This is a genomic window from Thalassospira sp. (assembly GCF_030690045.1).
Classification (GTDB): Bacteria; Pseudomonadota; Alphaproteobacteria; order Rhodospirillales; family Thalassospiraceae; genus Thalassospira.
The window spans coordinates 90,260-113,289 of the sequence record NZ_JAUYHK010000002.1 but is presented as its reverse complement, the minus strand read 5'-3'; the positions used below and the strand labels follow the sequence as shown (position 1 = coordinate 113,289).

The window sequence follows — 23,030 nt, the reverse complement described above, 5'->3', positions numbered from 1 at the left end:
ATGACAATGGTCCAATATCAGGTGCCAAAACAGACAAAAGACGGCCCCTGACATGAGGCCGTCTTTTGTAAAATCACGATATGACAGACCGTTTTAACGGCCAAACTGATTCAGAATACCTTTCAGAACATCCTTGGGCTTGATCTTGCCAGACGATCCGTCATCGGTACTTTCCGATCCCGATGATGAACTGCTGCCCGATCCGCCCAATGCCTTACCCAAAAGATTTTGCAGGGCATTGATCGCCAGCTTGTCCATGCGGCCACTGATCGCCGGTTCGTCGATCTTGCCTTTGGCAAAAACGCTAAAAGGCGGGACTTCTTCGATCTTTTGGGAAAAATCAAAATCCGCCTGCGCATCCATCAGCCATTTGGGCAGATCAAGCGTCGCATCGGCATCCGCCGTCCCCACCCGTGACACGGCATCCACCCGGGTTGTTTTGGCAATGCCATTGGTGATGGTCATATCGGCATCCAGAGTTTGCAACAGATCGTTATTGCCAATCCCCTCAACGACCATCGCTTGCGGCCCCTGACTTAACAGGGCCTGCCAGTTGACTTTCGGGTCTGCCGAACGTTTGTCGGCATTGCTGAACCGGACATTTTGCATGGCAACACTGGCGGTTCCGTTCAGGCCATTGACCAGATTACGCGATGTATTGCCCGCCGCCGCCACATCAAAATTCGTCGATGCAATGCCAATGATCGTATCATTGACCACCCGCACAGGGGCAATCGCGGCAATTTGCGCCTGATCCAGCGTGCCTTTCAGGGCCAGTTTCGGGGTGTCGCTGCGCGCATCAAACGTGCCGGTAATGTTCAGCGGGCCTTCGCCCAGAATACCGGTCATCTTGTTGATCGTCATCAGACCCTGGTCAAGATTCACTGCCAGATCGGGATTCATCAGGCTGAAACTGTCAAAATCAAGCTGATCCAGCGCGATAGTGATATTGGCATCCAGCGACCGCAGGGCCGAGACATCAATCACCGCATCATCCCACGGTGTGCCGTCACGGGCATCGACCTGACGGATCAGGGTCGATACCGGCATATCAACAGCCGCACGGCGCATGCCGCTATTGCGGGGGGCCAGCGACGCCTGACGGGCCGCAGGCATAAATGGATCAATCTTCAACGTGCCGCCCTTCAGGGCAAGGTCAAGTTTCGACCGGGCACCACTGGCATCAAAACCGACCGTGCCAGTGCTGGCAAATTGTCCGATCGCCAGTTGCGCAATCTCGATCGCAACCTTTTCGGCATTGCCATTCACTTTGCCATCAAACACCAGACGCCCCAGATTGCCCGATGGCTGATATTCCGGCGCAATCAGCGGCAAGGCCCGGTTCAGGTCCGATGCCTGTGCAGTCAGACGGCCATTCAGCCCCGGCTGTGCGCCCAGAACATTTTGCAGCACCCCCTTGACCGCCAGTTGCATCACCGAATTGGATACCGACAGATCAATATCCGGCCCGGTAATTGCACCATTCAGCGTCACCGCCGCCTTGACGCCATTATATTGCGACGGGGCCGCCGGAAGCGTAATGCCGGTCAGCTTGACGAGTGATTCCAAATTTCGGGCTGTTACATCAAGTTGCAGGCTTTCAAATCCCGGTACATCCAGATCACCCCGGAAACGTCCCTTGGCATTCGCCGACAGGCCCGCCGCATCGGCAATGGCGAAATTATTCATCGCCAGAATGCCACTTTGCACACTGCCATCCAGCGCAATGCCGCGGATGCGCACGCCCGATGCCACCACCTCGTCAGCCCCCAGACGGAAATTGGCCGCCAGTCCCTTGATCGGGGCCAGAGCATCGCGGATGGCTTTAAGCATCGCCTCTTCGCCCAACGCCGAGGCACCGGAAGCAGAAGACGCGCTGTCGGTTTCCGAACCGCTTGCTGTGCCATTTCCATTCGCTGTGACCGTTGCCGGTGTCGGCAGATAATTGTCCAGATTGATCTGATCGAGTTTCAGACCGATCCCCAATGCCGGTAATCCACCATTGCCCATATTGGCAACGATGGCCCCGCGAATGGCAGTGTCGTCAATCCGCATATCGACATTGGAAATATCCAGTTTCGCGGCAGATCCCTTGATCCCGCCGGTCAGGGAAAAACGGCGCAACCGGTCGGCACGGATGCCATCAACATCCGCCCCCAACCAGCGAATAACCGCCCGGATATTATCCGACGCCACTTCATAGCGCAGATCGGCACTCAGATCGGGTTCTGCCCCTGAAACACTGCCAAAGACGCTCAGGCTGGTGCCGCCGGGCAGATTGGCCGATATCTCATTGACCGTCATCTGGCTGTTGGCAATGGCGGCATTGATCCGGGCCTGATGGATCGGTGTCTGGTTATAAACCAGCGTATCGACCTCGACATCAATCGACGCAAACAAATCCGCCGGAATGGCCGGAACCGGGCCGGTCGTCACGACCCGCCCCTGTGACGGAATGGACAGACCGTCCGGGGTAGTATCTTGCTGTTCGGTCGCCGCAACCGGGGCAGAGGCCGCATTGTCCTCTTCAACCGCTGCGGCCTGCGCCAGAGCCAGGATGGCATCAAGGTCAAGCTGGTTGAAGCGCAGGGCCAGATCGGCATTCAGTTGCGGTTCCTGATCAATCGACAGGGCACCGGTACCGCGGGTTTCGCCAAACCGCATGGTCAGGTCATTGACCGTCACCGATTTCGCATTGGCCGCCAGTTGTCCGGTCAGGCTGAACGGCTTTGCCGCCTGATCGGGAATGTCAGCACCTTCACCTGCAATGCGGATGGCGGCTTCTCGCAAATCGTCAAAACTGGCATTCAGTTGCCCGGAAAATCCCGGCAGATCACCCGAAAGATCAACCTGCCCGCCAATGTCAAAGCTGCCTTTCACCTTATCGATACCAACCCGTAACGCCACCGGAAAGGCGCTGGTCTGGCTGATCTGGCCAACATCCAGATTAAAGGTCAGGGGAATACCGCGATAAAAAACATAGCCCTCGCCTTTCAGCGGACCGTTCAGCGACCCGGCCGTCACATCCAGCGTCAGGCCTTCGATCCGTTCCTCGCTGCCGGGGCTGCGGTAAATGATGGTTGCGTTTTCAACCGACAAACGGTCAATTTGCACCGAACTTGCAAGATCGCCATCAGAACTGCGCGCCGGTTCGGCTGATTGTTGCGGCGCAGGAGCATCCCCGGTCGAGGTATCCGGTCCCACAATGTTTCCGGCATCCGAACCATCGGCCATTGCAGGCCCAAAAACCAGATTGTTGTTACCATCGGCAAAGGTTTCAATCGCAATCACCGGATCGATCAGGCTGATTTCCGTGACCTGCACATTGCCGGTCAAAAGCGGCATCAGGGCCACAGACACCCGAACTTCCTGCACCGACACCATTTCGGCATCGGTCGCACCGGGCACATTGCTGAGTGCGACGTCATTGACCGACAAGGCCGGAAACGGCAGCAGGGACATCGACAGATCACCGCGAATATCAAGCGTACGCCCGGTCGCATCGCGGACCGCCGTCGATATCTGGGATTTATAGCTGTTCCAGTCGATCATCGACGGAATAATCAGCAACGCTGCGATGACGACGACCAGCAAGGCCCCAATGACGGCAAGAATTTTTTTCAACGATCCGGCTCCGTTTTATCTGCCCGCAGTTCCAAGTCTTTACATATATCAGGTCTTTAAAGACCATCGCCACATCAGCGTCAATTTACATTGCAGTAAAAAATGGCTTTCTTTTGATTATTACCCATTACCCCGCCCTGTTTTCAAATCCTGTGGCGAGCCATGACAGGGGCAGGTTCTCATTTGGGCGTCATCGCCGGTTAATCAAGGCGGGGCTGGTAAATCCGTCATGAACTGCTAATATCACAAATAGAAAAACTAAAAAATCCGTTCAGGACATTCAAGGCGGTTATCAGCCTTTCCATAATGTATCCGTTCAGGGAGGACGTTTATGACTGGCTCCACCATCGAAACACCCGCAACCGGGGCCTTTCCCGAACAGCGTGGCATCATCATTCGCGACGTTACCAGCGACCAGTCCGGCAAATGGCTTGAGGCCGGATGGCGCGATTTCAAACGCGCCCCGGCGATTGGCCTGACCTATGGCGGGTTAAGTGTCATTGCCGGATATGTTATTCTTCTCAGCCTGTTTCAGTTGGGCCAACCCTATCTGACCTTGCCGCTGGGGGCCGGTTTCATGCTGGTGGCCCCGATTTTTGCGGTTGGTCTTTATGAAACCAGCCGTCGCCTTGAAATGGGCGAAAATGTCACCTTGTGGCACAGCCTGAATGCCTTTCGCCGCAATCCGGGGCAACTGGGCGCGATGGGTGTATTGCTGATGCTGTTTTTCCTTGCATGGACGCGCATTGCCATGTTGCTGTTTGCGCTGTTTTACAATGGGTCGGTGCCGCCGCTTGAAACACTGGTCTGGCAAACCTTCTTTGCCCGTGATGCCATTGTCTTTCTGATCACCGGATCGGTGATTGGCGGCTTCTTTGCCCTGTTTGCCTTTGCGATTTCGGTGGTTTCAATCCCGTTACTGGTGGATCGCAATGTCGATGTGATTACCGCCATCGTCACCAGTGTTGCGGCATTCCGCAAAAACTGGCGTGTGCTGACCGGCTGGGCGGCGATGATCGCCGTACTGGCAGCTTGCGGCATGGTGGTTTTCCTGCTGGGACTGGCCATTGTCATGCCGCTTTTGGGTCACGCCAGCTGGCACGCCTATCGCGGGCTGGTCGATACCACTGATTCCAGCGTTGATCGTCTGCGCCGTGCGGTGCCCTGATCCTGTCATCACGACAAAAAACCAAAACGCCGCCCCGGTTTCGGGGTGGCGTTTTTGTTATCAGGTCGGCGCTTTGGCCGGTTTGACCGGTCGCACTGAAAACATCCGGAAATCTCTGCCCAATTCAAGCCTTATTGCGCACAGAATATGCGATTGTTCGCGTGTTCTGTACACAAACCCTGCCTGTCTTGTACCTGCCCTGTCGCTCAACAATCCCGAGGATATCGGTGTCGCATAACTACCTTGTCTACAGCAATGGTGATCGTCCGGGGACCTGGGTTTTTGCGCCGGACGGGATCGAAAAAACGATTGATGTCGCCGGACGCTTTTCCGTCAATAACAGCCTTGCGATGCGTGATGCACTGCCGCAGGAATGCGGCCTAACGATTTCACCCCCCGTTCCCTCAGTCTTTATGCTATCTCTGCACCGCACAGGCATCGACTGCGTAAAATACGTACCGTCATTGATTTCCTGTCGAAAAAACTGCGTTCGGAAACAAAATGATCATGGCTGATTTGAATCGCTCCCTGCTTGCGACCCTGTGTGCATCGGCATTTCTGGCCGGTGGCATGACCACAGCGGCCTTCGCGCAGGAAAACACAGCACGCGGCCCGCAATCGCAGCGTACCCCCGATGATAAATGGGGCCTTTCAGTGACGGTCGAAAATGACATGTTCACGCCCAATGGCAGTGACCAGCACTATACAAACGGTGTGCGATTTGCCGCAATTTCGCCCGAAGACAGTGCGCCCGACACGGTACTGAACGTCGCCAAGGCGATCCCGTTTTTTGCCTCCAACGGTCGCATCCGGACCAGCTATGCCTTTGGGCAAAACATGTATACACCCAAAGACATCAAAATTGCCGAACCCCAACCCGATGAACGCCCATGGGCCGGTTGGCTTTATGGCAGTGTCGGCCTGTTGTCCGACACTGGTCTGGAACGCAGCAGCAGTGATGATTACGCCCGGATTGATACGCTGGAACTCACTCTTGGCGTGATCGGCCCGGCATCGCTGGCCGATAAAACCCAGACCTTTGTCCATAAAGTGGTCGATAGTCCCGAACCGCAGGGCTGGGACAACCAGCTGAAAAACGAACCAGCCCTTGGCCTTGCCTATGAACGCAAATATCGCAGCTGGTTTCAGGAAGATTATCTGGGTATCGAATTTGACGCCACCCCGCATGCCGGATTCAATCTTGGCAATGCCTTTACCAATGCCGAAATCGGCGCGATGTTCCGGATCGGCCATGATTTGCCTGCCGATTATGGCCCGCCCCGCATCCGCCCCAGTATGCCCGGAACGGATTTTTTCAAACCCGATACCGATGATTTCCCATTTTCGGGATATCTGTTTGCCGGGGTTTCAGGTCGCTGGGTACTGCGCGACATCACGCTCGACGGCAATACCTTCGCCGACAGCGCCTCCATCGACAAGGAACCGCTGATCGGTGATTTACAGATCGGGGCGGCCCTGATCATCGGCCAGACCCGCCTGTCCTATACCCATGTTTACCGTACCCGTGAATTTGAAGGCCAGGGCAGCGGTGATCAGTTCGGCGCGATATCCCTGTCGATGCGGTTTTAACCCCGAAAAACCGCTTGACCTCAAGTATACTCTAACCTTTAGCGTCCTTTGCGTTGAAACGGAAAGGTAACCATGAAGATTGGCGAACTGGCAAAACGCAGCCGATTATCAGTCCATACGCTGCGCTACTATGAACATATCGGGCTGATGCCTCCGGCAGACAGGGATGCTTCGGGTCATCGTGACTATGATGAAACGATTCTGATCTGGATCGAATTTCTGGGTCGCCTGAAAACCACAGGTATGCCAATCCGCGATATGCTGACCTATGCAAAATTGCGCAATAGCGGCCCGGCCACAGAGAAGGCACGACACGACCTTCTGGTGGATCACCGGGCACATGTGCAAGCGTGCATGAACAATCTTCAGGCCAACCTTCTCGTCCTTGACGCCAAAATCGCGGACTATGCCGCGACCATGCAAAGGATGCAAAACGATGACGCAACAGAGTCCGACTACCGAAACCCGGTTCAAGCGCGGCCAACGCGCACTGGCACAAATCGACGGTGACGGCGGCCAGAAGGTTATTGACGCACTGGCCGATATCGCCCCCGATTTTGCCCGTTATCTGATCGAATTTCCGTTTGGCGACATCTATAACCGCCCACACCTGGGTTTGCGCGAACGCGAAATTGCCACCATCGCGGCCTTGACCGCAATGGGCACAGCCACCCCGCAATTAAAGGTACATATTACAGCAGGGCTTAATGTTGGTCTGACGCGCATCGAGATTGTCGAAATTCTGATGCAAATGTCGGTTTATGCCGGATTCCCGGCGGCCTTGAATGGTCTGTTTGCCGCAAAGGAAGTCTTTGCCGCGCATGACCATGCCGCCTGATCCCGCATAATATATTATATCTGAAACAGAACGACCCAGACTTTTCCGAACTGCGTCGTTCTGTTTTCAGACAAGGCCAACGGCCTATATCCCCGGCACCAGTTTGCCCGGATTCATCAATCCTTGCGGATCAATGGCGTTTTTAATCGCCCGCATCAGGGCGATGGTATCCGCACCATGTTCGGCTTCCATGAAATCCAGCTTGCCAAAGCCAATGCCATGTTCGCCGGTACAGGTTCCGCCCATGGCAAGGGCCCGTTCGACCATACGGTCATGCAGACGTTTGGCCTCGGCCATTTCGACCGGGTTTTCCGGGTCGAGCAGGATCAGGGTATGGAAATTGCCATCGCCGACATGGCCGACAATCGTGCAGGTCAGGGGCGAGGCATCGCAATCGGCCTGGGTCTGGGTGATCGCCTCGGCCAGACGGGAAATCGGCACGCATACATCGGTCGGCATACCACGCTTGCCCGGTTCCAGTTGCAGGGACGCATAATAGGCCTTGTGCCGTGCCGCCCACAATCGGGTACGGTCTTCGGCTTTGGTGGCCCACTGAAATTCTTCCGCACCAAATTCGGATGCCACCGATTCCACAAATTCTGCCTGTTCCTTCACACTGGCTTCGGTGCCGTGAAATTCAAAAAACAGGGTCGGGGCTTCTTTATGATCGGTCTTGGAATAATTATTGATCGCCCGGATTTGCAAGGCGTCCAGCAATTCAATCCGGGCAACCGGAATGCCTGCCTGAATGGTCAGAATGGTGGTATTGACCGCCGCCTCGACACTGGGAAAGGCGCAAACCGCGGCCGAAATCGCTTCGGGGATGCCATAAAGTTTCAGGCCGATTTCGGTAATCACGCCCAGCGTGCCTTCGGACCCGACAAACAACCGGGTCAGATCATACCCCGCCGATGATTTACGCGCCCGGTTGGCAGTTTTGATGATTTTGCCATCCGGTGTGACCACCGTCAGATTCAGCACATTGTCACGCATGGTGCCATAACGCACCGCATTGGTCCCCGACGCCCGGGTCGCCGTCATCCCGCCGATCGAGGCATTGGCCCCCGGATCAATCGGAAAAAACAACCCGGTATCGCGCAGATATTCGTTCAATTGTTCGCGCGTTACCCCGGCTTGCACCCGGCAATCAAGGTCTTCATTATTGACGGCCAGAATGGCGTTCATCCGCGACATGTCGATACAAATTCCGCCGCGCAACGCCACCACATGCCCTTCCAGCGACGATCCAGCACCATAAGGCACAATCGGCACATTGTCGGCGGCGCACAGACGGACAATTTCGGCGACTTCTTCGGTCGTGGAGGCAAAGGCCACCGCATCGGGCGGCGATGCCGCGTGCCAGCCCTCATCCGTGCCATGCTGTTCCAACACGGCAGGGGCTGTACTCAGCCGCTCCGCCAAAAGCCCCCGCAAGGCATCGATCAGGCTGGCAGGCACAGCGGCCCGTTGGTGGCAATGGTCAGACATGGAAATTCTCCGGTATTCTGGCGTGGATATATTTGCCCTACCTTAAGGACTCAGGCAGGAAATTGGTATTACCTTTTGATGGTGGAGCAGGAAAAATACCGCACGATACCCAGACTACCGGTTCAACTCCCCGGTCATCCGGTCCAGCCCGGCCAGGGTTAACGGATACATCCGCCCTGACATCAGTTTATGCAAAATCCCCACCGATCCATAATAGCCCCAGCCGTCTTCCGGCTGCGGATTGATCCAGACGGCGTGGGGGAAACGGTCCAGCAACCGTTGCAGCCACACTGCGCCTGCTTCGGCATTCCAATGTTCGACCGAGCCCCCCGGATAGGTGATTTCATAGGGGCTCATGGTGGCATCCCCGACAATCACCAGTTTGTAATCCGGGCCATAGGTATTGATCACATCAAGGGTCGGCACCTGTTCGGTACGGCGCCGCGCATTGTCTTTCCACAATCCTTCATAGGGGCAATTGTGGAAATAATAATATTCCAGATGTTTGAATTCGGTGCGCACGGCGGAAAACAGTTCCTCGCACACTTTCACATGGTCATCCATCGACCCGCCAATATCAAACAGCATCAAGACCTTGACCGCATTATGGCGTTCGGGCCGCATCTGCACATCCAGCCATCCCTGACGGGCGGTCGATGAAATGGTGCCGGGCAAATCCAGTTCGTCTGCCGCCCCGGTCCGCGCCCATTTGCGCAGGCGGCGCAACGCCACCTTGATATTGCGTGTACCGATTTCAACAGAGTCATCCAGATTGCGAAATTCGCGCCGGTCCCAAACCTTGACCGCGCGACGATGGCGGGATGTATCCTGCCCGATCCGCACCCCTTCGGGGTTATAACCATAGGCCCCAAAGGGCGAGGTCCCGGCAGTGCCGATCCATTTATTGCCGCCCTGATGACGGCCTTTTTGTTCTTCCAGACGCTGCTTGAGGGTTTCCATCAGTTTGTCCCAACCACCCAGCGCCCCGATCTCGGCCTTTTCGGCCTCGGTCAGGAATTTCTCGGCCAGTTTGCGCAACCAGTCTTCGGGAATTTCGGCGGTGATGCCCTCCATGCCATCGGCAAGGCCGTCCAACCCCTTGAAATGCGCGCCAAACACCTGATCGAACCGGTCGAGATGGCGTTCATCCTTGATCAAAGTCGCCCGCGCCAGATAATAGAAATCCTCCACCGCATATCCCGCCACCCCCTGCCCGACAGCATCAAGCAATGTCAGATATTCCCGCAGGGAAACCGGCAGGCGGGCTTCTTTCAGTTTGTAAAAAAAGCCGGTGAACATCGGCCTAGCGCCCCTCGCGTCGCGCCATGAAGGCAAGGCGTTCAAACAGATGCACATCCTGTTCATTTTTCAAAAGTGCGCCATGCAGCGGCGGCACGGCCGTTTTGGCATCCTTGGCCCGCAGGGCTTCGGGTGGCAGATCTTCGGCCATCAGAAGTTTCAGCCAGTCCAGCAATTCCGAGGTCGAGGGTTTTTTCTTTAACCCCGCGACATCGCGCACATCGTAAAACAGGTTGAGCGCCTCGGCCACAAGCCGCTTGTGAATGCCGGGGAAATGCACATCGACAATCTGCATCATGGTTTGGGGGTCGGGAAAGCGGATGTAATGGAAAAAGCAACGCCGCAAAAAGGCGTCGGGCAATTCCTTTTCATTGTTCGAGGTGATGATCACAATCGGCCGGTTGACCGCACGGACCATTTTTTGCGTTTCATAAACATAAAATTCCATGCGGTCGAGTTCGCCCAACAGATCGTTGGGAAATTCAATATCGGCCTTGTCGATTTCATCAATCAGCAACACCGGGGCGTCGTCGGCCTCGAACGCCTCCCACAGCTTGCCCTTGACGATATAATTGGCAATGTCATGCACCCGTTCATCGCCCAGTTGGCTGTCGCGCAGACGCGATACGGCGTCATATTCATATAATCCCTGCTGGGCGCGGGTGGTGGATTTGATCGACCATGTGATCAGGTTCTTGCCCAGAGATTTGGCGATTTCCTCGGCCAGAACGGTTTTGCCCGTGCCCGGTTCGCCCTTGACCAAAAGCGGACGCTGCAAGGTGATCGCGGCATTGACCGCCACCATCAGATCGCCCGTGGCGACATAGCGTTCGGTGCCCTGAAATTTCATCTTTCTGCCCTGTCCCGCATTGTTGACGTTTACGTTAACTTACGACGCAGGCAGGCGCACGGCAAGGGCGCGATGGGAAATCTTGCCGTTTCCCGGTGCCATGCAATCGTAACTTCTTGAACGTCTGGATCGAATACCATAACATGTTGCGAAATCTGAAAATTCAGGTCCGTTCCATAATAGTGGAGCATGGGGGAGTTACAAAGCTGCGCCATTGTGATCATGCAATGTCGGTAGGGGGAAGCTTGGGTGACGTACCTTGAAAACCATCAGATTTTATCATCGCGTGATTTGCATGAAACCCGTGCGCTTCTGGCGGACTTAAATGCGATCCATACCATTGATCTGATCGGTCGGCAGACCGAGATTGATGTTGCGGTTCATTGTGCTTCTTTCTGTGACTTGAATCTGTTGCATGCGTCCTTTGGCGATTGCCGCATCCAGATTCAGGCACCCGAAAGCAGCAGTGATTCCATGTTTATGCTTGTCCCGACCAAGGGGGCCGGAACGGTTCAACACCGGGGGCAAGATTATGACATATCGCCGGATCAAGGGCTGTTTCGGGACATGCGCGTGCCCCTGTCGGCATGCGAAGAACAATTCGCCTGTCTTGGTATCGAATTACCTGTCGAAATTCTAAAAAAACACTGCGAGACACTGGCAGGCAATGCAACATCAAGGATTGATCTTGAATTTGATACCAGTCTGGATTTGCGCAAACCGGGCGAGCGGCATATCCGCGATACCTTGCATTACATCGCCAATGCGCTGGACGGGCCATTACGCAATCTGGACAATGCCATTGTTCTGAACGGTTTTCAGGATTTGCTGCTGACCAATATTTTGATGCTGCTGCCCAATTCCTGTTCGGACTTCCTGCATCAGAAACCGCAATCCGCCGCCATACCGCACTATGTCAAACGGGCCCGCGATTATATTCATGCACATGTCCAAACCGCGATCACGCTGGAAAAACTGGTGCAACATGCCGGATGCGGATACCGGACATTGCAGATGGCCTTTAACGAGGCTTATGGCATGCCACCGATGGCTTATGTCAAATCGGTGCGGCTGACCCATGCGCATCATGATCTTCTGAATGCAGAAGACGGCGTCACGGTGTCCGATATTGCGGTCAAATGGGGCTTTGTCCATATCGGGCGGTTCGCACAAAACTACGCCAGACAATTTGGCGTTTTGCCGTCGCAAACTTTGGGGCAACGGCCCCGAAACTGACCCTATCCTGTAGCAAAACGGAACGTCGGCAATCGCCGTGGGCGGGGATGGCCGGTCAAATGTCCGGAGCGACGGCTGAGGAAGCACGCAAACGCAGCCTCACCCACGTCAAAATCCCGGCGACACAGATCATCGCACAGACAAACCCCAGAAAAAACGGTGCGGTCGCGGCAATCCCGGCCAGAACGCCGCCAATCAGAACGGCAATCGCCTCGGCCAGCACATGCACGGACCGATACACGCCCAACGCCTGCCCCTGTTCATGGGCCCCGGCGGCGTTGGAGATAAACAGGCTGGTCGTTACCTCGCACCATGCAATGCCAAAGGCCGCAAGGCTCATCGGCACGAAAATCCAGATCAGATCATCGGGCAGCAAAAATGTGATCAGGCCAATCGCCAGAAACAAATGACCCAGCGCCCCGACCCCGACCAGACCAAACCGTTTCTGGCTGCGATCCACCAGCAAGCCTGCGGCAATCAGCGGAATTGAAATGATTGCCGCTGCCATACCCAGATAACTGCTTGAGACATTTTGGGTTTGCACCAGATAAACCCCGAAAAACACAAAGAAGATATAAACCGCGATATAGCTGAAAAAGGTCACGCTAAAAGCTGGCAGCAAATCGCGGTCGATCAGGGTGGCCCAGACGGATCGGCGGGCAGGAACCGCCGGGGCCACCTCTGTTTCCGCACCTTTACCGCGCCGCCGTGCATAACCGGGAATGCGCAACGTGACATAAACCACCAGTAAATTGATGGCGAACATCCCCGCAGCAAAGAAAAACGGCAGGGCAACATTAAAGGATGGGTGGATGGCCGGATCCGACAAAAACCCGCCCAGAAGCGGCCCGATGATCCAGCCGACATTGATCGCCACCGTGATCAGGCCAAAATTGCGCACCTTGCTTTCGGTCGTGCTGATATCGGATGCCACCGATTGCGCGATTGCCATATTGCCCTCGCACAGGCCCGAAACAAACCGCCCGACCAGAACCAGTGTCAAACTGCCGCTTGCAACGCCAATCGCGGTGATCACATAGGATGCCCCCGCCCCGAACAGGGATGTCAGCAATACTGGCCGCCGCCCGATCCGGTCCGACCAGCGTCCCAGAAACGGTGCACCGATAAATTGCCCGATCGGATACAGCGCCATCGCAATACCCAGCAAAATCGTGCGGTGTTGTTCGGGCACCGACGGGTCGAGGAACCCCAGTTCGGGTTTCAAAAACATCGGGCTGAACACCGGATAGGGCAGACTGAATCCGGCAAAACCAAACAGCACGGTCAAAAAGACCGCAAACATCAATTTCTTTTCCTGATGAGGCATCGGAAGGCTCCGGTCAGCCAGGCGGGATGATGGTGCCCGGCGACAACAAGGGGGAATTAAACGTCAAGATAACGGGCAGCAATCCGCGCGACAGATTGCCGCGCCGCATCGCCTGCCATGCCCGCCCCGATCAAAAGATCGGTCAGGCAATCGCAATAGGTTTGTTCGGACCGGTCGCGCAACATTGTGCCATAATGCGCCACGGTGACATCGGACTGGCCCAGCGCATTCATGCCAAAGCCCAGCGCCCAGCTGCCGATATTGAGAATACCGGTACGATCAGGGGCGGTTCCGCCCTGATCCGTATGATCCGTATCTTGGGCCGCTTCTTCCAGAAAGGCCTGAAACATTCGGGTCATCTGGTCGATTTGGGCCAAAAGCTGTTGATGGCGGGCCACCGTGGCGCGGTTCCAGATTGACGGAGCAAGGGCCAGATATTCCGCCTCGAACAATTCGGGATGGCGGATCGAAAACCGCACATCCAGCAAGCTGGCTACTATGAATTTTTCAATTGCCGGACCATCATGAGCGCGCGCGGTTTCAAAAAATGCTGTGCGTCGCATCACCGCCCGGCTGGCAAGCCCGATCAGCAAATCTTCCTTGCTGGCGAAATGGGCATAAAGGGTACCCACCGCAATGTCGCAAGCGCGCGCCAGATCGGACATTTTCAGTTCAAAAAAACCGAATTCGGCAATCAGATCCTGTGTTTTATCCAGAATTGCTTCTTCACGGTGCTGTCGTTTTTCGCTGCGCATGGGATGCGGCTCGTATTTTTTGATTAAAAATCGAATTTGGTTCACTTTCATAAATGAACCAAATTCAATTTGCAAATCTTTGTTTTTCACAAGCCTGCCCTGACAGATTTATTGTGCCGTTTCAGCCGGATATGACCGGTCCACCAGCAGACGGGCGATTTTCTGAACGGTTGGCGCACTGATCAGCACCAGCGAGAAAGCCACCGGCCATGCCAACACAAAAGAATGGCCCCAGCGCAGGGCGAATCCGGCATCAATGCCGGTATTGATAAGGGTGACAATGCCGCTCATCAGGGAACTGAGCCACAGCGACATCAAAAACGAAAACACAAAACGAAAATAACGGGCGGGGACCATCAAACTTGCTCCTGCGATAGGGGTTGGTATGACGCCCATCTTGCTTTATTATCATTTATGGAAACAGACCATATTAATGAAAATTGGATTTCCATAAATGGAACATTCATCACAGCTTGATGATCTTGCCCTGTTCATCCGCATCGTCGAACAGGGCAGCCTGCGCAAGGCCACGCAGACCCTTGCCATGCCGATTGCCACCCTGAGCCGCCGCCTGCAAAAACTTGAACAGAAACTGGGTTGCAAATTGCTGATGCGCGGGGCGGCACGGGTCGCACTGACAGATGCCGGGCAGGCCTATTTTGACCAGTTGCGCCCGGCTTTGGCCGAGGTATCACGCACCCTTGATGCCATCGAAGCCCGCCACAGCGACCTTGCCGGCCCCTTGCGTCTTGCCTTACCGGTCAATCTGGCGCGTTCATGGCTGGCCCCGTTTTTTAGCACCTTTTTGCGCAATCATCCCAAAATCGCCATGGACCTGACCCTGTCGAACCGCATCCTGCCCGTGATGGACCGGCCGTTTGACGTCGCAATCCGGGTTGGCAAACAAAGCCAGAAATCGCTGATCACGCGAAAAATCTCGTCAACCTTTCTGGTGCCCTGCGCCTCGCCTGCTTATCTGGCCGCCCACGGTACGCCCAACCATCCCGATGATTTGCGCGACCATGCCCTGATTGTGGCAAGCCCCCTGCGCACATGGCGGCTGCATGACAGGACCACCGGCAAGGAGGAGATTTTCACCGTCGAGAGCCGGTTCAGTGTCGATGAAATCGAACTGGCCGCGATGATGATCGAAGACGGGCATGGCATTGGCCTGATCCCCAACAGCACCGTTGGCCCGGCATTGACCGCCGGGCGGCTGGTGGCGGTGCTGCCCGATTGGCAAACCGAACAACGCGACATTTTCGCCGTCTGGCCCGAAACCGATTTCATGCCAAAACGCCAACGCGTTTTCATCGATGCCCTTGTCGCCTTTGCCGCGCAAAACCCGGTCGATGGGGGCAATCAATCCCAATGCGCCCCGGTCAGCACATCAAGCGGCAGTTTGATATAGCGCCTGCCGTTCGATTCAGGTTCCGGAAGGCGACCGCCATTCATGTTGACTTGCAACGCATGCAGAATCAGCTTGGGCATTGGCAGGGTGGCGTCACGGGCATCACGGACAGCGACGAATTCGGCCTCGGTCCTGTATCCCGCCAGATGAATATTTGTTGCCTTCTGCCCGGCCACGGTGGATTCCCATTTCGGTTCGCGTCCACCCGGTTGATAATCATGGCCGGTAAAGATGCGTGTTTCATCGGGCAGCGCCAGGATCGCCTGAATCGAGTTCCAAAGTACCTTGGCGTTGCCGCCCGGAAAATCCGCCCGCGCCGTGCCGCTATCCGGCATGAAAAGCGTGTCATGCACAAAGGCCGCATCGCCGATCACATAGGTGATCGAGGCCAGCGTATGGCCGGGCGAAAACATCACCTTTGCCGGAATGGTGCCAACCATAAAGGTTTCACCATCCGCAAAAAGCCTGTCCCACTGCGAACCGTCGGCGGGGAAATCCGGCCAGTTGTAAAAGCCTTTCCACAGCTTCTGCACCTCGGTCACCTTTTCGCCAATAGCCGTCGGTGCGCCGGTCCTGTTTTTCAGATAGTGCGCCGCCGAAAAGTGGTCGGCATGGGGATGGGTATCGAGAATCCATTGCACATGATACCCCTTGTTTGCCACGAAACGCAGGATTTCGTCGGCATGTTCGGTGCCGATCTGGCCGGATTTCTCGTCATAGTCATAAACCGGATCAATGATCGCGCATTCTTTGGTCGCAGGGTCTGCGACCACATATTGCACCGACCAGGTGCGGGGATCGAAAAAACCGGTTACTTCGGGTTTGGCGAACATGGGGGTCTTCCTTTCGCAGGAAATTGTCAGGGGCACCGGAACGGCGTGTGATGCGCGGCAAGCCAGATCAGCACATCCGAGGCGTCGCAGCCCCGCTCATTGGCAAGCGCCACAAGCTGTTCGGGGGTGATTTCTCCGGCAAGGATTTCGCCGATAGCCCAAAGCGTGAAAGACCGCGCACCCGAACGGCAATGGGCAAGGACGGGGCCGGATGCAGCCCTGAGCGCGGCCCGGAAGGTTCCGGCGGCTTCGGCGTTCAGCGTCGCCCCTGCCACCGGAAGATAGAGATAGCCGAGCCCGGCGGCCTGCGCAGCCGCACGGGTCGCCGCCTGCTGTGGCTGGCCGGGTTCCTCGTCGTCGGGGCGATTATTGACGATGGCAACAAACCCCCGGGCAATGATCCCGGCGATATCCGCGCTTGAAATCTGGCCGGTGATGAACAGTTTGTCGGTGATCTGGATCGGTGTCATTCCAATATCTTTTCCCAAGGGGATGGAGAACAGCAGGGGCCACAAGACCCCTGCTGACGGGGTCAAAGCATCCGTGTCGAGAAATACCAGTCCACCGTGTCATAGCCCTGATCGGCCCGGGCTTCGGCTTCTTCCGGGGTTTTCGGAGGCGGGACAATAACCGGCTTGCCGGGTACCCAGGCCTCGGGCATGGCGCAGCCATTGGCATCGGCCGTCTGCAATGCGACAACCAGTCGGTGGATTTCCGCCACGGCACGACCGGCATTCATCGGATAATAAAGCATCGCCCGCAGAATGCCCTCCGGATCGATGACAAAAGTGGCACGCACCGCCGCCGTATCCGAGGCACCGGGCATGATCATGCCATAGTCATGGGCAACCTTCATGCTCAGGTCAGCGATAATCGGAAAGCCGATATCCGTACCGAAATTCTGCTTGATATTCCGCGTCCAGGCGATGTGCGAATGGGTGCTGTCGATCGACAGGCCAAGCAAGGCGGTGTTGATCGCGGCGAATTCAGGTTGCAGTTTGGCAAAGCCGATGAATTCGGTGGTGCAGACCGGGGTAAAGTCCGCAGGATGCGAAAACAGAACCAGCCATTTCCCTCGAAAATCGCCAAGGGTCTTGCGACCATGGGTGGTGGGCGCATCAAAATCTGGGGCCGGTTCGTTCAGGCGCGGCAGAATCGCCGCTGCGGTCGGGGTTGTATCGGTCATCTTGAAACCTTTCTGGCTCATATTTGCGATGCACCAGAAATAAAGTATTTACTAATATATGGGAAATTGATTATATGACTAATCGTCATTCAAAAAACAGATAACAACCCATGCCCAGCCTTCGCCAGCTTCGCTTTCTGACAGCACTTGCCGATACGCTGAATTTCTCGCGTGCGGCCTAAATTTGTCATGTGACCCAGTCAACACTGTCTACCGGTCTGAAAGAACTGGAGGGACGGCTGGGTGTTGTCCTTGCCGAACGGACGCGCCATTCCGTGATGATGACGCCAACAGGCACAGAAATCGCGGCCCGTGCACGCAAGGTTCTGGCCTCGATCAAGGATATCGAAACCGTTGCACGACAGCGCAGTGGTGCCTTTCAGGGCGAGGTTCGCCTTGGCGCAATCCCGACAGTGGGGCCGTTCCTGTTGCCCCACGCCCTGCCGCAAATCCGACGCCGGTGGCCGGATTTGCGCATCTTCCTGCGCGAGGAACTGACCGACAGCCTTGTGGAGGGTCTGACAGCGGGGCGGCTTGATCTGATCCTTGTCGCCCGGCCCTATGAACTTGGCGATGCCATTGTCCAGCCGCTGTTTCAAGACGGTTATCAGCTTGCTGTCAGCAACAACCACCCCCTTGCCATAAAAGGTGCCGCCAGCCCCGACGATCTGTCACAAACCCCGCTGCTGTTGCTGGAACGTGGTCACTGTTTGCAACGTCACGCGCTTTCGGCGTTTCCGGGAACTGATCTCAGGGTGGATGACAGCTTTGCCGCGACAAGCTTGCCGACGCTGATTTCGATGGTCGAAGAGGGGCTGGGCATCACCCTTTTGCCGGACCTGGCCGTGGATGCCGGGGCCACCCGAGGACATGAGGTCACGCTGCTGCCATTGCCCGGTTGCTGCCCCCGTGAAGTCGCTCTGGCCTGGCGTCCCGGCTCGCCCCATGCGACAGAGTTCGCGCAAATCGCGGCTTTGTTCCGCGACATTCGTGTGACGCAGCACTCTGAATAACATCCGTCCTTACTATAAATCTTCGAGAGGACAAGCTATTGAACTGTAAAACATTGCTTTACAGTTCTGCGGCCCTATACCGCCCGCAACGGCGGCGGACGGCGCGGGATCGGTTTGGATTTGACAATCGAGGTGTTGGTTTCGGCCTTGTCAACAATCTGGTCCAGCAACCCATCGAGTTGCGACATCGAACGGAAATAAAGCCGGGCAATATAACAATCCTCGCCGGTTACCTTGTCGCATTCGCCAAATTCCGGCATGTCCTCGATCATTTTCTGAACGATATGCAGTTTGCCCGGCAAAGGCCGGATGCGAACAATCGCTTGCAGGGGATAGCCGAGGGTTGCCGGATCGATATCAATGGTGAATCCCCTGATCACGCCACGCTCTTCAAGCCTGCGCACCCGTTCTGATACGCTGGGTGATGAAAGCCCTACCCGTGCCGCCAGTTCCTTCAACGACAAACGGGAATCGGCAAGCAAAGCCTCAACCAGCCGCTGGTCAATTTCATCAATCACTTTTATTATCTCCGCAAATTTTCAAAATAGCCTAATTTAATAAACAATATCGCATAATATGCCTTCGCCAAAGCATGGAAAATGATCCCGGAAAAAGCGATTCTGAGGACATCCCGCTTACCCATCGGAGGCATTCCATGGACAACACACTACGCGGCACGGTCGAAATGACTGCTGCCATGACGATTTTGGGCACCATTGGCTGGTTTGTCATCGTTTCCGGGCAACCGGTGATGGATGTGGTGTTCTGGCGGTGCGTTTTTGGCGCGGCAACACTTTTGATTCTGTGTGCGGCAACCCGATTGCTGCGCGGGGCAATCACCTTGCGCCTTATTGGGCTTGCCGCCCTTGGCGGGATGGCAATTGTTGTGAACTGGCTGTTGCTGTTTCAGGCGTACAAGCTGGCTTCAATCTCGGTCGCCACCGTGATTTACAATACCCAGCCCTTCATTCTGGTCGGGTTTGGGGCACTGTTTCTGGCCGAACGCCTGACAGTAACAAAACTCGGCTGGCTGGCGATTGCCTTTACCGGCATGATTTTGATCGTGCAGGGAAAACCCGATGGCGGCATGGCGGGCACGGATTACTTTGCCGGGATTGCCATGGCACTGGCGGCGGCGTTTTTCTGGGCGGTTGCCGCCCTCATCACCAAGAAACTGACCGGCACCCCGGCCCCGATAATCGCCCTTGTTCAGGTCTGCGTCGGCATCCTGATGCTGGCCCCGTTCGCCAATCTCGCCACCCTGCCTGCCAACGCCTCAAGCTGGGGTGCGCTGGTTGCTATTGGGGTTATTCATACCGGAATCATGTATGTTCTGATGTATGGCGCAATTCAAAAATTGCCGACCCATTTGCAAGGATCGCTGACTTTCATCTATCCGCTGGTTGCCATTCTGGTTGACTTCATCGCCTTTGACCAACGTCTCCAGCCGACCCAGATTGTGGGCGGTGCCGCCATCCTGTTTGCCGCCGCCGGGATGAATCTGGGGTGGAAATTATGGCGGGGGGATACCCTTGCCCTGAAATAAACGGTAACAGAAAAGGGGACCAACTGGCGGTCCCCTTTGATATTCCGGTTATATGGGCCGCGTATCAGCCCGCAATCGAAGCCTCGATGGCCTTGAGCGCCGCATCGGCGGCACCGGCATCCGGGCCACCGCCCTGCGCCATATCGGGGCGGCCACCGCCGCCCTTGCCGCCCAGTTTTTCAACCCCGATCCGCACCATATCGACCGCATTGTATTTTTCGGTCAGATCATCGGTCAGGCCGACCACGATGGAAGCCTTGCCGCCTTCAACCGAAATCAGGGCGGCAATACCCGATCCCATCTGGCCGCGCAATTCATCGACCATGCCTTTAAGGTCTTTGGCCGGGATGTCTTCAAACACCCGAAGCGCAAGTTTGACACCGTTAACCTCGGCAAAGGCATCGGCTCCGCCTGCCCCGCCGCCGCTGGCCGCAGTGGCGAGTTTCTTGCGCAGATCGGAAATTTCGCGTTCCAGACGGCGCCGCTCATCCTGAAGGGCGCGCACCCGGTCGGGCACATCATCGGGTGCCGATTTCAGATCGGCGGCCAGACCCTGTAACAGACGGTCGCGGCTGGCGACATAGGCGGCGGCATCGGCCCCCGACAGGGCTTCGATCCGGCGCACACCCGACGACACCGCGCCTTCGGACACGATTTTGAACATGCCGATATCGCCGGTGCGCTGAACATGCGTTCCGCCGCACAGTTCCAGCGAATAGGCATATTCGCGGTCTTCGGGCAGGCCCATCGACACAACGCGGACTTCATCGCCGTATTTTTCACCAAACAGCGCCATCGCGCCGATTTCAATGGCTTCGTCCGGGGTCATCAGGCGGGTGGTCACCGCGCTGTTTTCACGGATCAGGCGATTGACATCGGCCTCGATCACCGCCATTTCGTCGGCACTGACCGGTTTGGGGTGCGACACGTCAAAACGCAGGCGATCCGGGGCAACCAGCGACCCTTTCTGGGTGACATGGCCGCCCAGATGTTTGCGCATCACCGCATGCAAAAGATGCGTCGCCGAATGGTTGGCCCGCAAGGCCGACCGGCGGGCATGATCGACGCGAAATTCCGCCGCATCGCCCGGCTTGATTGATCCTTCAACAACCATGCCAAGATGCACATGCAGACTGCCCAGTTTTTTCTGGGTATCGGTGATTTTGATCACCGCACCCTTTTCGGTTTTGATGATCCCGGCATCGCCCATCTGGCCACCGGATTCCCCAAAAAACGTGGTCTGGTTGGCGATGATGGCAATCTGCGCATCCCCCGCACTCACCCCGTCCACTTCCTTGCCATCGGCAATGATCGCGGCAATCACGCCTTCGGCGGTTTCGGTTTCATAGCCCAGAAATTCGGTGGCCCCGACGCGGTCCTGAATATCGAACCAGACTTCTTCGGTCGCCGTATCGCCCGATCCCGACCATGCGGCGCGCGCCTTGGCCTTTTGTTCGTTCATCGCGGCGGCAAAACCGTCTTCGTCAATGCCGATCTTGCGCGGTTTAAGCGCATCGGCGGTCAGATCCAGCGGAAAGCCATAGGTGTCATACAGCTTGAAGGCAACATCGCCGGGCAGAACAGCCCCCTCGCCCATATCACCGGTGGCGTCATCCAGCATTTTAAGGCCACGGTCCAGCATGGTCTTGAAACCCTGTTCTTCGAGTTTCAGGGTTTCCTCGATCAAGGCCTGGGCGCGATTGAGTTCCGGGAAGGCCCCGCCCATCTTGCTGACCAACGCCGGAACCAGTTTATACATCACCGGATCATGGGTGCCGATCATGTGCAGGTGCCGCATGGCACGGCGCATGATGCGGCGCAGAACATTGCCGCGACCGGCATTGGACGGCAACACGCCGTCCGCAATCAGGAAACTGGTGGAACGCAAATGATCGGCCACCACGCGGTGCGACACATTATGCGGCCCGTCGGGATCGGTATTGGTGGCATTGGCCGATGCCTCGATCAGGGCACGCATCAGATCAATATCGTAATTGTCGTGCTTGCCCTGCAAGACCGCCGCAATGCGTTCCAGACCCATGCCGGTATCAATCGACGGCTTGGGCAGATTCACCCGTTCGCCACTGGCCATCTGTTCATATTGCATGAAGACCAGATTCCAGATTTCGATGAAACGGTCGCCGTCTTCCTCGGCACTGCCGGGAGGGCCGCCCCAGATTTTATCGCCGTGATCAAAAAAGATTTCCGAACAGGGGCCGCACGGGCCGGTATCGCCCATCGACCAGAAATTGTCCGAGGTCGGAATGCGGATGATGCGATCATCGGACAGACCGGCAATCCTTTTCCACAGGCCATGCGCCTCGTCATCGGTGTGATAAACCGTGACCAACAGTTTATCAGCCGGAAGACCGTATTCTTTGGTGATCAGGTTCCATGCATATTCGATGGCGTTTTCCTTGAAATAATCGCCAAACGAAAAATTGCCAAGCATCTCGAAAAAGGTGTGATGGCGGGCGGTATGGCCGACATTTTCAAGGTCGTTATGCTTGCCCCCGGCGCGCACGCATTTCTGCGAGGTGGTGGCGCGGGAATAATCGCGGTGTTCCTGCCCGGTAAAGACGTTCTTGAACTGAACCATCCCGGCATTGGTAAACATCAGAGTCGGATCATTGCGCGGCACCAGCGGGCTGGAGGATACAACCTCGTGACCGTTCTTGCGGAAATATTCCAGAAACGTGGTGCGGATATCGTTAACAGTCTGCATCTCTCTCCAACCCGGAAAACGCGGAACAGGGACACCCGGCCCTGCCGGATGCGACTGCCCTATTTAGCGGCTAGGTCCTGGCATGTCCAGTCAGGTAAGGGGTTACAGGCGACTTGATGTAGAATTAAGTATGCTGACCGG

At 56.2% G+C, this 23,030-nt stretch carries 20 protein-coding genes; 8 read left to right on the top strand and 12 right to left on the bottom strand.

The genetic code is table 11. The annotated features are described in order from the left end of the window. Window positions 1-93 precede the first annotated feature (93 nt). Window positions 94-3,624: an AsmA family protein gene (locus Q8O73_RS01250; RefSeq protein WP_305553712.1), complete on the bottom strand. Its 3,531-nt coding sequence runs from the start codon at window positions 3,622-3,624 to the stop codon at window positions 94-96. A 331-nt stretch (window positions 3,625-3,955) separates the two neighbouring features. On the opposite strand from Q8O73_RS01250, the gene Q8O73_RS01245 reads away from it, so the two are divergent. The 4 genes from Q8O73_RS01245 (at window position 3,956) to Q8O73_RS01230 (ending at window position 7,220) form a co-directional block, all read left to right on the top strand. After that, the gene (locus tag Q8O73_RS01245; RefSeq protein ID WP_305553709.1) at window positions 3,956-4,792 is read left to right on the top strand and encodes a DUF2189 domain-containing protein; all 837 of its coding nucleotides are present in this window, start codon (window positions 3,956-3,958) and stop codon (window positions 4,790-4,792) included. A gap of 507 nt (window positions 4,793-5,299) precedes the next feature. Further along, window positions 5,300-6,382 carry a lipid A deacylase LpxR family protein gene (locus tag Q8O73_RS01240; RefSeq protein WP_305553706.1) on the top strand — a complete coding sequence of 361 codons (1,083 nt, stop codon included), beginning with the start codon at window positions 5,300-5,302 and terminating at the stop codon, window positions 6,380-6,382. Between the two features lie 72 nt (window positions 6,383-6,454). Then, entirely contained in the window at window positions 6,455-6,892 is a 438-nt protein-coding gene (locus Q8O73_RS01235) for a MerR family transcriptional regulator (RefSeq protein WP_305553703.1), read from the top strand. Then, window positions 6,819-7,220: a carboxymuconolactone decarboxylase family protein gene (locus Q8O73_RS01230; RefSeq protein WP_305553698.1), complete on the top strand. Its 402-nt coding sequence runs from the start codon at window positions 6,819-6,821 to the stop codon at window positions 7,218-7,220. The genes Q8O73_RS01235 and Q8O73_RS01230 overlap by 74 nt, the downstream gene beginning before the upstream one ends. Window positions 7,221-7,304: 84 nt before the next feature. On the opposite strand, the gene Q8O73_RS01225 is transcribed toward Q8O73_RS01230, so the two are convergent. The 3 genes from Q8O73_RS01225 to Q8O73_RS01215 form a co-directional block, all read right to left on the bottom strand. Next, the gene (locus Q8O73_RS01225) at window positions 7,305-8,708 is read right to left on the bottom strand and encodes an FAD-linked oxidase C-terminal domain-containing protein (protein WP_305553695.1); all 1,404 of its coding nucleotides are present in this window, start codon (window positions 8,706-8,708) and stop codon (window positions 7,305-7,307) included. Between the two features lie 114 nt (window positions 8,709-8,822). After that, the gene (locus Q8O73_RS01220; RefSeq protein WP_305553692.1) at window positions 8,823-10,007 is read right to left on the bottom strand and encodes a VWA domain-containing protein; all 1,185 of its coding nucleotides are present in this window, start codon (window positions 10,005-10,007) and stop codon (window positions 8,823-8,825) included. A 4-nt stretch (window positions 10,008-10,011) separates the two neighbouring features. Beyond that, window positions 10,012-10,857 carry a MoxR family ATPase gene (locus tag Q8O73_RS01215; RefSeq protein ID WP_305553689.1) on the bottom strand — a complete coding sequence of 282 codons (846 nt, stop codon included), beginning with the start codon at window positions 10,855-10,857 and terminating at the stop codon, window positions 10,012-10,014. A gap of 249 nt (window positions 10,858-11,106) precedes the next feature. Here Q8O73_RS01215 and Q8O73_RS01210 point away from each other — a divergent pair, with 249 nt between their 5' ends. Further along, window positions 11,107-12,093 carry a helix-turn-helix transcriptional regulator gene (locus Q8O73_RS01210; protein ID WP_305553686.1) on the top strand — a complete coding sequence of 329 codons (987 nt, stop codon included), beginning with the start codon at window positions 11,107-11,109 and terminating at the stop codon, window positions 12,091-12,093. A 55-nt stretch (window positions 12,094-12,148) separates the two neighbouring features. Here Q8O73_RS01210 and Q8O73_RS01205 read toward each other — a convergent pair whose 3' ends face one another. From Q8O73_RS01205 to Q8O73_RS01195, 3 genes are all read right to left on the bottom strand, one after another. Continuing rightward, the gene (locus Q8O73_RS01205; protein ID WP_305553683.1) at window positions 12,149-13,420 is read right to left on the bottom strand and encodes an MFS transporter; all 1,272 of its coding nucleotides are present in this window, start codon (window positions 13,418-13,420) and stop codon (window positions 12,149-12,151) included. A 56-nt stretch (window positions 13,421-13,476) separates the two neighbouring features. Next, the gene (locus tag Q8O73_RS01200; RefSeq protein WP_305553680.1) at window positions 13,477-14,175 is read right to left on the bottom strand and encodes a TetR/AcrR family transcriptional regulator; all 699 of its coding nucleotides are present in this window, start codon (window positions 14,173-14,175) and stop codon (window positions 13,477-13,479) included. Window positions 14,176-14,283: 108 nt separating this feature from the next. After that, window positions 14,284-14,532 carry a DUF2798 domain-containing protein gene (locus tag Q8O73_RS01195; RefSeq protein WP_305553677.1) on the bottom strand — a complete coding sequence of 83 codons (249 nt, stop codon included), beginning with the start codon at window positions 14,530-14,532 and terminating at the stop codon, window positions 14,284-14,286. A gap of 97 nt (window positions 14,533-14,629) precedes the next feature. Between Q8O73_RS01195 and Q8O73_RS01190 the strand changes: the two genes are divergently transcribed. Beyond that, entirely contained in the window at window positions 14,630-15,586 is a 957-nt protein-coding gene (locus Q8O73_RS01190; RefSeq protein ID WP_305553674.1) for a LysR family transcriptional regulator, read from the top strand. On the opposite strand, the gene Q8O73_RS01185 is transcribed toward Q8O73_RS01190, so the two are convergent. The 3 genes from Q8O73_RS01185 to Q8O73_RS01175 all read right to left on the bottom strand — a co-directional run bounded on the left by Q8O73_RS01185 (window position 15,538) and on the right by Q8O73_RS01175 (window position 17,605). After that, window positions 15,538-16,419: an MBL fold metallo-hydrolase gene (locus tag Q8O73_RS01185; RefSeq protein ID WP_305553671.1), complete on the bottom strand. Its 882-nt coding sequence runs from the start codon at window positions 16,417-16,419 to the stop codon at window positions 15,538-15,540. The two genes, Q8O73_RS01190 and Q8O73_RS01185, sit on opposite strands and share 49 nt — an antisense overlap. A gap of 26 nt (window positions 16,420-16,445) precedes the next feature. Then, window positions 16,446-16,889 (bottom strand): TIGR01244 family sulfur transferase, encoded by a 444-nt coding sequence (locus Q8O73_RS01180; RefSeq protein ID WP_305553668.1) that lies wholly within the window; start codon window positions 16,887-16,889, stop codon window positions 16,446-16,448. A gap of 62 nt (window positions 16,890-16,951) precedes the next feature. Further along, window positions 16,952-17,605, bottom strand: coding sequence for a peroxiredoxin (locus tag Q8O73_RS01175; protein ID WP_305553664.1), 654 nt, complete (start codon window positions 17,603-17,605; stop codon window positions 16,952-16,954). Between the two features lie 191 nt (window positions 17,606-17,796). On the opposite strand from Q8O73_RS01175, the gene Q8O73_RS01170 reads away from it, so the two are divergent. Beyond that, window positions 17,797-18,618: a hydrogen peroxide-inducible genes activator gene (locus Q8O73_RS01170; protein ID WP_305553661.1), complete on the top strand. Its 822-nt coding sequence runs from the start codon at window positions 17,797-17,799 to the stop codon at window positions 18,616-18,618. Between the two features lie 74 nt (window positions 18,619-18,692). Here the strand turns inward: Q8O73_RS01170 and Q8O73_RS01165 are convergent, their stop codons facing one another. Continuing rightward, the gene (locus Q8O73_RS01165) at window positions 18,693-19,136 is read right to left on the bottom strand and encodes an Lrp/AsnC family transcriptional regulator (protein ID WP_305553659.1); all 444 of its coding nucleotides are present in this window, start codon (window positions 19,134-19,136) and stop codon (window positions 18,693-18,695) included. Window positions 19,137-19,273: 137 nt separating this feature from the next. Here Q8O73_RS01165 and Q8O73_RS01160 point away from each other — a divergent pair, with 137 nt between their 5' ends. Then, window positions 19,274-20,164, top strand: coding sequence for a DMT family transporter (locus Q8O73_RS01160; protein ID WP_305553656.1), 891 nt, complete (start codon window positions 19,274-19,276; stop codon window positions 20,162-20,164). Window positions 20,165-20,228: 64 nt separating this feature from the next. On the opposite strand, the gene alaS is transcribed toward Q8O73_RS01160, so the two are convergent. Next, window positions 20,229-22,889, bottom strand: coding sequence for an alanine--tRNA ligase (alaS, locus tag Q8O73_RS01155; protein ID WP_305553653.1), 2,661 nt, complete (start codon window positions 22,887-22,889; stop codon window positions 20,229-20,231). Window positions 22,890-23,030 lie beyond the last annotated feature (141 nt).

What these genes read in the sequence shown, in the direction of transcription:
- Q8O73_RS01245 (WP_305553709.1), top strand. Translation starts at nt 3,956, where the DNA reads ATGACTGGCTCCACCATCGAAACACCCGCAACCGGGGCCTTTCCCGAA.
- Q8O73_RS01240 (WP_305553706.1), top strand. Translation starts at nt 5,300, where the DNA reads ATGGCTGATTTGAATCGCTCCCTGCTTGCGACCCTGTGTGCATCGGCA.
- Q8O73_RS01235 (WP_305553703.1), top strand. Translation starts at nt 6,455, where the DNA reads ATGAAGATTGGCGAACTGGCAAAACGCAGCCGATTATCAGTCCATACG.
- Q8O73_RS01230 (WP_305553698.1), top strand. Translation starts at nt 6,819, where the DNA reads ATGACGCAACAGAGTCCGACTACCGAAACCCGGTTCAAGCGCGGCCAA.
- Q8O73_RS01225 (WP_305553695.1), bottom strand. Translation starts at nt 8,708, where the DNA reads ATGTCTGACCATTGCCACCAACGGGCCGCTGTGCCTGCCAGCCTGATC.
- Q8O73_RS01220 (WP_305553692.1), bottom strand. Translation starts at nt 10,007, where the DNA reads ATGTTCACCGGCTTTTTTTACAAACTGAAAGAAGCCCGCCTGCCGGTT.
- Q8O73_RS01215 (WP_305553689.1), bottom strand. Translation starts at nt 10,857, where the DNA reads ATGAAATTTCAGGGCACCGAACGCTATGTCGCCACGGGCGATCTGATG.
- Q8O73_RS01205 (WP_305553683.1), bottom strand. Translation starts at nt 13,420, where the DNA reads ATGCCTCATCAGGAAAAGAAATTGATGTTTGCGGTCTTTTTGACCGTG.
- Q8O73_RS01200 (WP_305553680.1), bottom strand. Translation starts at nt 14,175, where the DNA reads ATGCGCAGCGAAAAACGACAGCACCGTGAAGAAGCAATTCTGGATAAA.
- Q8O73_RS01195 (WP_305553677.1), bottom strand. Translation starts at nt 14,532, where the DNA reads ATGGTCCCCGCCCGTTATTTTCGTTTTGTGTTTTCGTTTTTGATGTCG.
- Q8O73_RS01190 (WP_305553674.1), top strand. Translation starts at nt 14,630, where the DNA reads ATGGAACATTCATCACAGCTTGATGATCTTGCCCTGTTCATCCGCATC.
- Q8O73_RS01185 (WP_305553671.1), bottom strand. Translation starts at nt 16,419, where the DNA reads ATGTTCGCCAAACCCGAAGTAACCGGTTTTTTCGATCCCCGCACCTGG.
- Q8O73_RS01180 (WP_305553668.1), bottom strand. Translation starts at nt 16,889, where the DNA reads ATGACACCGATCCAGATCACCGACAAACTGTTCATCACCGGCCAGATT.
- Q8O73_RS01175 (WP_305553664.1), bottom strand. Translation starts at nt 17,605, where the DNA reads ATGACCGATACAACCCCGACCGCAGCGGCGATTCTGCCGCGCCTGAAC.
- Q8O73_RS01160 (WP_305553656.1), top strand. Translation starts at nt 19,274, where the DNA reads ATGGACAACACACTACGCGGCACGGTCGAAATGACTGCTGCCATGACG.
- alaS (WP_305553653.1), bottom strand. Translation starts at nt 22,889, where the DNA reads ATGCAGACTGTTAACGATATCCGCACCACGTTTCTGGAATATTTCCGC.